Raw genomic sequence first — 12,385 nt, 5'->3', positions numbered from 1 at the left:
GGGGTCCCGGCGGCCGCTATGTCACAGGCACCACCCTCGCCGTGGACGGCCCGCCCGGCCGGCCGCGAGTAGACAGGGGACCCGGCCGGTGGCCGCCAATCGGGGATCATGCCTCTGTTCGAGGCTGGGCCGCGCCCGCTGCGGTTCGGATGATGTTCGCGACCACGTCGGGGCGGGAGACATAGACGGCATGGCTTCCCGGGGTCTCGATGACGGTCGCACCGATCCGTTCGGCCATCGAGGCTTGCGCCGCGGGCGGGATCATCTTGTCCTCGGTGGCTCGCAGGTACCAGCTGGGCTTCAGCCGCCAGGCGGCCTCACTCACGGTCCCGCCGAGCGCGTCCAAGCCCCACGGAACTTGGGAATCGGCCAGGAACGCCGCTTCCTGCGAGGAGAGGTCCCCGGCAAATGATTCGTGGAACTTCGTCCTATCGAGGAATAGGTATCCCTGCTGAGGTGCAAGGATCGGGGGCTGAGGTCCGTCTTGGGGGAAGCCGGCGATGAGTGTGTTCACCGACTCGCCCTTATCCGGGGCGAAAGCGGTGATGTAGACGAGGGCGGCGACCTTGTCGTGGGTACCTGCTTCGGTGATGACCGCTCCGCCGTAGGAATGTCCGACGAGGACGACCTCGCCATCGATGTCGTCGAGGATCTGTCGTGTGGTTGCGGCGTCGTCGGCGAGCGACTTGGTCGGGTTCTGCACAACGCGCACGCTGATGCCGTCTCGAGTGAGCTCGTCATAGACCGCTCGCCATCCGGACCCGTCTACGAAACCTCCGTGAACCAGGACGACGGTCTTGTTATTCGCACTCATTCGGGGTCTCCTCTGCACTGAATTGCTGTTCGGCACAACCGAATCTAGGTTCGTGGCAGGGCTGCTGAATCCGTCAATTGACGTAGGTCAGCCGGGATGTCTGCGCATCGCGTCGCGCAGTGCGCTGCGGGTGGTGATTCCGAGCTTCGGGAACACGCGGTGGAGGTGGGTGGAAACCGTCCTCGCCGAGAGGAACAGTCGCTCGGCGATCTCCTTGTTGGTCAGTCCCGACGCCGCCAGTTCGGCGACCGCCTGTTCTTGTGGCGTCAGCACAGAGCCACGGATCTCTGGTATCGCGGGCTCGCCTGCCGCTCGCAGTTCCGACCGGGCCCGTTCCAACCATGGAACCGCTTGCAGTCGTTCGAAGGCCTGGGCCGCAGCCGTCAGATGGGCTCGGGCTGCCGCTGGTTCACGCTCTCGACGCAGCCGTTCCCCGTAGAGCAGTTCTATTCGGGCGCGGTCGAATACCCATCGATCGCTATCGGGAGTGGCCAGGGTGTCCTCGAACAGCCTGCGCCAGTCGTGTGGATCGGTGACGGCGAGCGCGGCGTTGGTCAGCATCCGGAGCCTGACGGAAAGCCCGGGCAAACCGGCCGTGACAGCGGCCTCGGCGTGGGCTCGCGCCTCGACAAGCCTGCCGCTGCGGGCCGCTGCCTCGGTGAGGTCGAGCACCAGCCACACCGCGTGTGGCGTGTAGCGCGGAAAACCACCCGGTGCGTTGACCGACGCCGCATGCCGGTACGCCTCGTCGAAACCTGAGCGTCCGAGCGCGGAAAGACATCGGATGTGCGATGAGTAGGCGGCGTAAGTCACGAGGTGCCGTGGCGCGGCCCACAGCAGCAGTTCCTCGGCGGCAAGGTCGGCGGTGTCGGTGTGGCCACGGGCCGCATCGACGAGGGCGCGCAGGAATTGGCCGGGTCCCGCGAGCAATGTGTAGCCGAGCTCGGCACACAATTGCAGCCCCTCATCGGCGACCTCGATCAGTTCATCCCAGTCGCCTTCGAAGAAATCGACCTGCGCAATCAAAAACAAGGCTTCGATAGCCTTGGCGATCGCACCGCCACGGCGACCGTCGGCGATCACTCGCCACAAGGATTCGCGGGCAACACCGATGCGATCGACATAGGCGGCCGCCGTCGCGACGCGGATGATCCGCAGTGGATCGGAGGAGAAGCGCAGTCTGTCGAGTGCGTCACTGAGCTGTCGCAGAGCTTCCTGGGTGGCTTCGACCGGGTTGACGAAGATGTTGTGCAGCAACGACAGCGTGTCCGTCGGCTGCGGCTCGGCGCGCTCGAGAACCCCGCTGATGTCGTTCCAGAGTTCCGGTCGTCCACTGAAGAAGCCGACATACAGCAACGTGTGCAAGGCCTCGATCATGGTGTCCTCGCCGGAACCGATATCACGATCGTGAACTCGAATAGTCGCGAGTAACAACCTGCCTGCGGTGGTGGCGTCACCTTCGTCGTTGAGGAGTTGGGAGGCCGCGGCGACGGCCGCTTCCAATGACGGTGTTTCGCCGACCTCGGTGCGGTTCGCTTCCACCAGCAGGCGGGATGTATCGGCGAGGTCGCCGGTGATCAGTGTCCCCAGATAGGCCGCGCGCGCTGTGCGCCGGGCGCGTTCGGAGTCCGAGGTGCTCAGCTCAGCGGCCCGCAGCATCGCAGCCGTCGCGCGCCTGCTGTCGCCATGACGAATCATCTGCTGCGACAACGCTTCCAGCGACGCGGCGATCTCCTCGTCGGGACCGACTGCCGCCTGCCCGAGATGCCAGGCCCGCCGTTGTGGTTGCCTGGCGAAAGCCTCGGCGAGGATGCGATGGACATGACGGCGTTCCTCGCTCGTCGACTGCCCGATGACCGCCGACCGAATCAGCGGATGACGGAACTCCACCCTGCCTGTGCGAGGGTTCGCGCGGACAACCCCCGCGCGCTCGGCAGGCGGTAGATCGGCCAGCCCCGCCGGTGTGGGTGCACAGTCCTCGAAAGTCATGCTGTTTTCGGCACCGGCGAGAACGACGAACAACAACATCCGCCGCGTTCCGTCCGGCAACCCCGCGAGGCGATCGGCGAATAATCTTTGCAACCGGTCGGTCAGCGGCAAGACTGCAGGCAAATTGGCCGGGGGACTCCCCTTCTCGAACGCAACCGGCAACTCGAGCAGCGCCAGCGGATTACCCTGCGCGTCGGCACGTAGGCGTCGACGCACATTCGCGGTCAGCGCCGGATACGCGGCGCGCAGCAGCGCGTCGGAGTTACCGTCGTCCAGCGCCGGCAGGTCATGGACACGGAAACCACTGCGGGTGAAGCCATCATCGGAATCCGTGCGCACTGCGACGACCATCCGGATGCCGATCCCTGTCCAGCGCCGGGCTGCGTAACTCAACGCCATCGTGCTGGACAGATCCAGCCATTGCACATCGTCGACGATCATCAACAGCGCAGCGCCCTGTCCCGCTGCCGCTCGCAGCAGTGCCAGCGTCGCCGCGCCCACGATCAGCTGCGATGGCATCGCCCCCGGCTCCAACCCCATGATCACATTCAACGCTTGCCGATGTGCAGCACTGAGCTCGCCGATTCCGTTCAACAACGGGTGCAAAAGCTGATTCAGCGCACCGAACTTCAGATCGGCTTCGTACTCGAGCGCCGCCGCCCGCAACACCCGAATGCCGTGGGACGCCGCGACATCGGCAGCCATATCCAGCACGGCGGTCTTTCCCACGCCCGGCTCACCGCGGACGACCAACACCGGCTCGCCGCCGGCCTGTCCGAGGACGAACTCCGTGATCAGATCACGCTCGACCTCACGACCAAACAACACGGCGACCCAACCCCCGTTCGACAGTACTGTTCACCGAGTTGGCGCCACCAAGTGAACAGTAGGACAACTACTTTCGCTACACAATCGACTCAGCCAGTGTCTGACTCAACTTGCGCAGCAGGTCGGTGAGGGCCAGCCGCTCATCAGCGGTGAGGCCGGAGATCAACCGCGCCTCGTTGTGGACGTGTTGCTCGACCACCTCGTCGATGACCTCACGGCCCCGGTCGGTCAGCTGGATCAGTCGACCGCGAGCGTCGTCGTCGGCCGCGCGCCTACTGACCAGTCCGGCGCGCTCGAGTCGGTCGACGCGCTTGGTGACCGCCCCGGAAGTCACCATCATCGACTCGCACAGCTCACCGGCGCTCAGCTCGAACGGGCGACCGGAGCGCCGCAGGGTGGCAAGCACATCGAACTCGCCCCGACCCAGGTCGTGGTCGCTGAAGACTCGACAGAGCTGCTCGTCCAGCGCCAAGTGCAGGCGGGAGATTCGGCCGATCACATGCATCGGGCTCGGGTCGAGGTCGGGCCGTTCGCGGCGCCACTGACCGACGATGCGATCGACAGCGTCGGGTTCGGGCGAGTTGCGGTCCGTAGCCATTCGTTGACTATACCTTCCATGGAAGGTAATTTATCTTCCATGGAAACTAACTCTCTATCGAGACCTTCTTCCGGCACATCGGCCAGGCTGTTCAACTCGAGGATCACCGCGCTCGCGCCTGCCGCATGGGGAACGACCTATTCATCGAATGGCGACCTACTGCCGCCGAACCGGCCTGCACCGACCGCTCTGGCATGAAGAGCGGCCAGCAACTCCTTACCGTGGGCGTGACGGCGCTGGCACCTGCGATCTGGGGAAGCACCTACCTGGTAACGACCGAGTGGTTGCCGCCAGACCGCCCATTGCTGGCCGCCACCGTGCGGGCGCTTCCCGCGGGCCTGATTCTGCTGACCTTCACCCGCACGCTGCCGATCGGGATCTGGCGGTGGCGCGCCCTGGTGCTCGGAACGCTCAACATCGGCGCGTTTCTCTTCCTGTTGTTCGTCGCCGCCTATCGCCTACCGGGTGGAATAGCAGCAATGATCATGTCGGCGCAGCCGATGCTTGTACTGGCCTTGGCGGCAATGCTCATCGGGGACAAAATTCGATACACGCACGTGGCGGCATGCGCGCTCGGCGCGGGCGGTGTCGCGTTGCTCGTGCTCAAAGGGACAGCGGCGCTGGATTTTCTCGGCGTGGCGGCAGCGCTGGCCGGCGCGGCCAGTATGGCTACCGGCATCACGCTGACCAAACTGTGGGGGCGCCCGGACGGAGTGGGGCTACTGCCCTTCACTGGCTGGCAACTCACCGCAGGCGGACTCGTGCTATTGCCCTTCACGCTGTTCGCCGAAGGGCTGCCGACCACCATCAGTGGAACCAACACCATCGGATTCGGCTATCTCATCTCCCTGGGCGCTGTCCTCAGTTATGCGATTTGGTTCCGTGGGATAGAGAGGTTGCCGGCACTGGCCGTCTCGTTCCTTACCTTGGGCAGCCCGATCGTCGCAACCTTCCTCGGATATCTGTTTCTGCATCAGACGTTGTCGATTTTGCAGCTGGCCGGAACTCTGGTGATTATCGGTGCCGCGCTGCTCGCGCAACCCCGACCGGTCAACCCATGAGGGCTCCTCTCAACGGCCCCCCGAAGCGGCAACCCAGCAATGCCCGGACCGAAGCCATCGCGAACAGCAAAAAGGGTAGTTAATGATTGCTCGATGCAGATAACCGGAACTACAAAAACCTCAGTTGATCCGTTTCTCCGTATAGTCATAATCTGAAACATCAGAGAGTAGAAATTGGCCACACAAGATGAACACCCACACTCGGCCCTGAGATCATGGCTGGGAGTTTCCGCCATCACAGCCAGCTTATTCGTCTTCGTCACCACTGAGCTGATGCCCGTCGGCCTACTTACTCCGGTAAGCACAAGCCTGAACATATCGGTGGGCGTTGCGGGGCTGATGGTTACTTTGTACGGCATCTCAGCCGGACTGGGCGTACCGTTTATCGTGGCATGGACCAGGCGCGTCAACCGACGAGTGCTGCTGTCCGCGCTACTGGCGATATTGGCCCTTGGAAACCTGATCACCGCCCTCTCACCGAACTATCCGCTGGTCTTGACAGCGCGGCTGATCATGGGATTTGCCAACGGGGTGTTCTGGGCCATAGGCGTAGGCATGGCGATGCGCCTTGTTTCAGGACGCCACGCGAGCAGAGCGGCCGCGGTCGCACTGTCCGGCATCTCGATCGCCGCGGTAGTAGGCATTCCGCTAGGAACATTCCTTGAAAGCCTCACCAGCTGGCGAACCACGTTCCTTATCTGGAGCGGCCTCAGCGCGCTGGTGTTCCTCGCGGTCGCTGCCATAATTCCATCACTACCATCGGATAATGCGGTTTCGGTCCGGGAAGTCTTCAAGCTTCCACTCGAGAACGTACGACTACGCCTGGTGATGTTTACCGTCGTACTATATGTACTCGGCCATTTCGGGGCGTACACTTTCATACGACCCTTCTTGGAGAATAATTCATCAGCCACGCCCTCCTATATCACAGGATTGCTGATAATTTATGGCACCGGAGGGGCGGCCGGAAACTTTATCGCCGGATATACCTCGACCAAGAAACTGAGGGCCAGCTTCATCGTCGCCTGCACGGGACTCGTGGCGTCCTTGCTGTTGCTGCTCACGATCGGTCACGGGCAGGCCGGTCTGATTATCTCGGTGGCTCTCTGGGGAGTTTCCTTCGGCGCCATGAACCTGTGTCAGATCAATATGACGCTCGCTGCCGCGCCCGACACCTTCGAAGCCGCGATGTCACTCAATACCTTGGGATACAACACGTCGATCGCGCTCGGAGCACTTTTCGGTGGGCTGTTCGCCGATCATTCAGGTGTCCGAAGTGTCTTCTGGTTCGGTGTGGCGCTGACAGCAGCTTCGCTGCTCGTCACACTCAGCAGTCGCCGGAAGCCCACACGCACCGTCCCCGACGACGCGTCGTCCGCCAGTGATCAGCCGGTCCTTCAATCCTGATGAAGGAGTAACGGACGCTTGACAATCTCCTTGTAGAACACCCAGCCGCGCTGCTCGGCGGTGTCGGGGGAACACGCCGCGCAGCGCGGGAAGGTCATTACCTTATCGACCGGGACGTTCGAGATCGTTCAACTCCTGTTGGAGACGCTCGAGGGCGGCGCGAATGGCGTCGATCTGTGCGTTGAGTTCGGCGATCTTCGCTTGATCCACAGCCTGCGGGGATTCCGCTGGTGGGGGCGGCGGTGATGCGGGCTGCCGGCCCGGTGGCGGTGCGGGCGCGGGGCCGTCGCCGGGTGCGGTGGCAAGTCTGCCGGTGTCGGCGCCGAACACCTGGTCGAGCGCCTCGGCCAGCGTCGGGGCGTAGCCGACGCGGACGCCACCGGTGCCCGGGTCGCGGTAGCTGACGAGGACCCGTGCCAGTTGCGGGAACGTCGATCCGTTCGGTGTTGTCGAAATCCGCTCGGTGAAGAGTGGTTCAACGTAGAGCACCCCACCGTCGGCGATCGGGAAGGTGAGCAGGTTGCCATACTGGATCCGGTTCGAACGCTCGAGCAGAGTTCGCTCGGACGCCACTCTGGTGTCGGAGATCATCGAGTTCTGGATCTGCTGCGGCCCCTGGGTAAGTGTGTCGGTAGGTAGCTGCAAGACGCTGATCTTGCCGTAGTTCTCGGGGTCGGAATGGGCGGAGACGTAGGCGGAGAGGAATTCCCTGTTGAAACCGACCATCGCGCTGGCCAGACGGAACGACGGCCGGGCGTTGTCCGGGTCGCCGAGCAGGACGTAGAACGGGTGCTGGTGCGGGTTGGTGTCAACGGTCGGGTCACTGGGTACCGACCAGAAAGCGTTGTTGGTGAAGAACTCTCGTGGTTCATCGACGTGGTATTTGGCGAGCATCTCGCGTTGGATCGTGAACAGGTCCTCCGGGTACCGGAAGTGGGCTCGCAACTCCTCGCTGATCGACTCCTCGGGTTCGACCGTGCCGGGGAAGACGCTCATCCATGCCGCCAGAACCGGGTCGTGCTGGTCGACTTGGTAGAGGGTGACCGTGCCGTCGTAGGCGTCGACGGTGGCCTTGATCGAGTTTCGTAGGTAGGAGATCTCTCGGGGATGGCGGATGCCGATGTTGTCGCCCGGCTCGAGGGCTTCGAGCGAGCTGCGTTTGGCGTAGGGGTAGCCGTCGATTGTGGTGTACGCGTCGACGATCCAGACGATCCGGCCCTTCACGACCGCTGGGTAGGGGTCGTTGTCGGTCGTCAACCACGGCGCGACGAGCTCGACGCGATGGCGCGGATCCCGGTTGAAGATGATCTTCGATCCGGGACCGATCGCTTTGGAGAAGATGATGTTGCGTTCGGTGTAGCTGGTGGCGAAGGCCAGCCGGTTGAGCCAGTTCCCGATCGAGACGCCTCCCGCGCCGGTGTAGGAGTATTTGGTGGAGTCGGTGTCGTATTCGCGGGGTTCGGTGCCGCCACCGACGATGGCATAGTCAGGGCTCGCCTGCGCGATCACCTCGCCGTAGTAGATGCGCGGCTGATCCACCGGGATCACTTGATGCCCGGACGCCAGGGACGCGATGTCACTGACCGCGTAGATGGGGTATCCGCTGTTGCTGCTGGCGGTGTCGTGGTCGGCGTTGCGGACTGCGGCGTTGACACGGTTGGCCGGTGCGGCAACGAAGCCGTCTCCATGGGTGTAGACGGTGTGCCGATTGACCCAGTGGGTCTGATTGCCGCTCAAAGCATTCGGGGTCAGCTCGCGGACCGCCACCACGTAATCACGTAGTTCCTTGCCGATGCGATAACGATCCAGGTCCAGATTCGTCGGGAAACTGTAGAAGTTCTTCAGCTGTTGCTGCTGAGTGAAGGTTCGCGAGAGCACATTCGGATCGAGCAGGCGGGCGTTGGCGATCGTGGTCACGTCCGCCGCAACCTCGGGCGGCGGCTTGGTACCGACGCCGGGATAGGCGCGGTACTCGACCCGGTCGCCGTCGATCCCGTACGCCTGTCGGGTCGCTGCGATATTGCGTTCAATGTACACGCGTTCCATGTCGGCGGCGTTCGGGCGAACCGAAAACTGCTCGACAACAAGCGGCCAGACGCCGCCCACCAGGATCGACGAAAGCAGCAGTAGCGCGGCCGCCATCGCCGGGATTCGGAGGTCCCGAACCACGACGGCGGCGAAAACCGCCGCGGCGCAGATGACGGCGATCGCGAAGAGAATCAGCCGGGCGGGCAGGACTGCGTTGATATCGGTGTAGCCGGCACCGGCGAAGGTCGGTTCCTTTCTGCTGCTCGACAGCAGCGAGTATCGGTCGAGCCAGTAGGCGGCTGCCTTCGAGACGATGAACATGCCGGCGAACACCGCCAGCTGGACGCGGGCGGCGCGAATCAGGCCACTCGTCTTTCCGGACAGCCGCAAACCCCCGAACAGGTAATGCGTCGCGAGGCTGACCACGAACGCGAGAACGGTTGCCACGAATAGCCAATTCACAACGAGTCGATAGAAAGGCAGATCGAAAACGAAGAACCCGACATCATGTCCGAACTCGGGATCCGACACACCGAAGGCCCCGCCGTGGATGAACAGTTGAACTGTCCCCCAACTCGACTGTCCGATAAGCCCGCAAACGAGACCCACCAAGGTAGCGATGCCCAGCCCGATCCGCACCGGCCACCGGAGCACCACGGCGCGATACGGCCGAAGGACGTCTTCTTCCGCGGAGCGGGCGAACAGGGGCCGGAACCTGAACGCGAGCCACATCGCCGCGAAAAGGATGCCGCCGACGAACAGTGTGACCGCGACGAGCAGTGACAGGCGCGTGAGCAGCACAGTGAGCCAGACACCGCGGAATCCGACTTCACCGAACCAAAGCCAGTTGACGTAGACGCTGGTCAGTCGAGGAATGACCAGCAACAACACGACGAACACCACGAGGGTGATCAACCCTACCCGCGTGCCGCGATGTAACCGCCGCAGGCTGGGGCCGTCGCGTGCGCTCATCTCCCACACTCCCGTGGCTGCGCCGAGCCGAACGGTGTCAGCCGACGCATGACCGTCTGGCCTGATTCTACCGGCGGCGGGTGATCCCGCTGCCGGCCGACTTCGCGATCAGGTGGGAGGTCGTACCGTTCGGCACCACCGAGCCGACTGAAGATCGAACTCGAACCGGGCACGCATCACCGCCTCACTCATCAGCCGATGCCCGACCGTTCGATCGGACTCCAACCACCATGTCCCGCTCGGCGGTGCCGGAGGAGAATGGGTGCTGAGTCCGAGCGGAGGTTGCGATGGCCAGTGTGGGAGTCGATTATCGGTTGCATGGGGTGCGGATCGTGCATGCCGACGAATTGGATCCGAATACGCCGCAGACACCAGGGATGAATCGCGCCGCGGCGATCAATACGGCGCGGGCGGGCGCGCAGCGGCTCTGGGCGGGGACGGCACTCATTCATCCCGATGCCAAGACCGGCGCGCACCATCATGGCCATGTCGAGAGCGTCATCTACGTTGCTGCCGGCCGGGCTCGGATGCGGTGGGGCGACCGGCTCGAATACACCGCGGAGGCCGGGCCGGGCGACTTCATCTATGTCCCCCCGTTCGTGCCACATCAAGAGATCAACGCCAGTTCCGACGCGCCGCTATCGTGCGTCGTGGTCCGTAGCGACCAGGAACCGGTTGTGGTCAACCTGGACCTGCCCGATATCGAATCGGATCCCGAGCAGGTGGCCTGGGTCGATGACCTGCATCCGCCACGCTGACAGTGCATCTGGTTCCGCGGCAGGCCATCGCTGATTTCTCGATCTCGGTCCAATAGCCGGTGTTATGTTGGCGATGCCAATTGCGTTGTTTCAGCTCGTGTTGTTGTTCCGTTTGTCGACCGTCGATGCCCGCATCGGCGAACGTGTGTATGTGCGTCACCGTCAGGTTCGAGCGCAATACCGACCGCGAGGACAGGAGCACGGTTGTGAGCAAGCCTCGATATTTCCGGACGAGTACCGCAGTGATCGCCATGGCAGTGGCGGCGGTTTTCGTGCTGCCCGGATGTAGCGATGACTCGTCCGATACGAAGAACACCGCGAATGTGGGCGAACAATCGGGCGACAGTCCGCCGCGAAACCCGAACCTGGCCGCGCAGAAATACGCAGTCACCCACCTGGATTCCGGCCAGTCCGACAGTTTCCCGGACCCGGTGCCACGCGGCACCTTCCATATCGACCCGAAGCAGATGCCGCGAGTGGCGACCGGGCCGGTCAACATCATCACGCTGGCGTCGACGGACTCGAAGTACCGGTGGATCTCCTCGACCTCCGGTGTGCGGTACGTCGACGTGTCCGACGGTGGGTTCCGGCAGGTCGCATCGATGGATACACCCGGTGTCGCGCCGATTCCTCCTCGAGCTTTGGATCAGGTCCTGGATCAGAACTTCTCCGACGTAGGTCAGATCGAGACCGCCATCCGCGACGATTGGGGCGGGGCGACCTGGCAGCGGATCGCCAACGGCGTCTACAGCCTGGTCGACAAGGACAACAACGTCTATTACGTCACCCAGAACTCGGAGATCGTGAAGTTCGGGCTGAAGAATAAGGACAAGCCCGAGGACGGTATCGGGATCGTCGCACAATTGGACTTCAAGCCGTGGCTGGGCGCCGGGACGACAACGCTGGGTATTCCGGAGAACATCGTCGGCGTCAACATGACATACGACGGGCATCTGACCGTGCTCGGATCTCGCGCGTTGTTCGTCATCGATCGCACGCTGGCCGGTGAGCCTCAGCAGGTGCGGTTCGGAGACGACGAGACCGTCTCCAATTCGATGGCCATCGACGAGAAGGGCGGCATTTACGCCGCGTCGGACAAGATCATGCGCAAAGTGGTGTGGACCGGAAGCAAACTGTCCACGGCCGAAGCCGACGGCGCCTGGTCATCGTCGTATGACTTCGGCCGCCAGCCTCCTGCGGTGAAGTTCGGTATCGGCACCGGCTCCACACCGACGCTGATGGGCTTCGGCACAGATACCGACGAATTGGTGGTGATCACCGATGGCGCCGACCATATGAAGCTGGTCGCGTTCTGGCGCAACAAGATCCCCGACGGGTTCATACAGAAGCCGAACACCAAATCCGATCGCATCGCCGATCAGATCGAGGTGACAGCGGGCCTGTCCGATCCCAAGCCGGAGTTCATCCAGAGCGAGCAGTCGGTCGTCGTGAACGGTTACGGCGCGTTCGTGGTGCAGAACATCGGGGCCGAGGGCGCACCCGATCGCCTGGTGGATGTGATCGCCAACGGGCCGGTCTTCCAGCCCCCGCACGGCATGCAACGATTCGAATGGGATCCGAACGCCGACAAGTGGACCTCGGCATGGACCCGCGGCGATGTCGTCTCCACCTCGATGGTGCCCGCGGTATCCAGCAGAGCCGGGATCGTCTTCGTCAACGGCTATAGCAAAGCCGACGGCTGGGAGGTCACCGGTATGGATTGGCAGACCGGAGAAACCGTGCACCGCACCATCTTCGGTCAATCGAACCTCGGCAACGGCGCGTACGCGATCGTCGAAGCCTTCCCCAACGGCGACCTGCTGTTCAACAGCATCGGCGGTCCCTTCCGCGCCAAGATCGCCGAGTAAGCACGCGGGTCTCGGGCTGCAATAGCCGCGAAGCCACGCACTGTTGCAGCCCGACCACGCGA

General features: G+C 63.3%; 8 protein-coding genes. 4 read left to right on the top strand and 4 right to left on the bottom strand.

Annotation, left to right across the window (positions count from 1 at the left end; genetic code table 11):
- Positions 1-106 precede the first annotated feature (106 nt).
- The 3 genes from ACLMAL_RS03965 to ACLMAL_RS03955 all read right to left on the bottom strand — a co-directional run bounded on the left by ACLMAL_RS03965 (position 107) and on the right by ACLMAL_RS03955 (position 4,229).
- Positions 107-814, bottom strand: coding sequence for an alpha/beta fold hydrolase (locus tag ACLMAL_RS03965; RefSeq protein WP_411997805.1), 708 nt, complete (start codon positions 812-814; stop codon positions 107-109).
- 87 nt (positions 815-901) lie between these two features.
- The gene (locus ACLMAL_RS03960) at positions 902-3,631 is read right to left on the bottom strand and encodes a LuxR C-terminal-related transcriptional regulator (protein WP_411997804.1); all 2,730 of its coding nucleotides are present in this window, start codon (positions 3,629-3,631) and stop codon (positions 902-904) included.
- A 76-nt stretch (positions 3,632-3,707) separates the two neighbouring features.
- Positions 3,708-4,229, bottom strand: a complete 522-nt coding sequence (locus ACLMAL_RS03955) for a MarR family transcriptional regulator (RefSeq protein WP_328400522.1) — start codon at positions 4,227-4,229, stop codon at positions 3,708-3,710.
- 194 nt (positions 4,230-4,423) lie between these two features.
- Between ACLMAL_RS03955 and ACLMAL_RS03950 the strand changes: the two genes are divergently transcribed.
- Complete coding sequence (locus tag ACLMAL_RS03950) at positions 4,424-5,290, top strand: EamA family transporter (protein ID WP_411997803.1); 867 nt, start codon at positions 4,424-4,426, stop codon at positions 5,288-5,290.
- Between the two features lie 174 nt (positions 5,291-5,464).
- The gene (locus ACLMAL_RS03945; protein ID WP_411997802.1) at positions 5,465-6,697 is read left to right on the top strand and encodes an MFS transporter; all 1,233 of its coding nucleotides are present in this window, start codon (positions 5,465-5,467) and stop codon (positions 6,695-6,697) included.
- Between the two features lie 102 nt (positions 6,698-6,799).
- Here the strand turns inward: ACLMAL_RS03945 and ACLMAL_RS03940 are convergent, their stop codons facing one another.
- The gene (locus ACLMAL_RS03940) at positions 6,800-9,697 is read right to left on the bottom strand and encodes a UPF0182 family protein (protein WP_411997801.1); all 2,898 of its coding nucleotides are present in this window, start codon (positions 9,695-9,697) and stop codon (positions 6,800-6,802) included.
- A 287-nt stretch (positions 9,698-9,984) separates the two neighbouring features.
- Here ACLMAL_RS03940 and ACLMAL_RS03935 point away from each other — a divergent pair, with 287 nt between their 5' ends.
- Both ACLMAL_RS03935 and ACLMAL_RS03930 read left to right on the top strand, forming a co-directional pair.
- Positions 9,985-10,455, top strand: coding sequence for a cupin domain-containing protein (locus ACLMAL_RS03935; protein ID WP_411997800.1), 471 nt, complete (start codon positions 9,985-9,987; stop codon positions 10,453-10,455).
- A 206-nt stretch (positions 10,456-10,661) separates the two neighbouring features.
- Positions 10,662-12,323, top strand: a complete 1,662-nt coding sequence (locus ACLMAL_RS03930; protein ID WP_411997799.1) for a hypothetical protein — start codon at positions 10,662-10,664, stop codon at positions 12,321-12,323.
- Positions 12,324-12,385: the final 62 nt, after the last annotated feature.

This window comes from Nocardia sp. CWNU-33, assembly GCF_046764895.1.
Taxonomy (GTDB): domain Bacteria; phylum Actinomycetota; class Actinomycetes; order Mycobacteriales; family Mycobacteriaceae; genus Nocardia.
The sequence above is the reverse complement of the archived record's forward strand: the minus strand, read 5'-3'. Positions and strand labels throughout refer to the sequence as shown.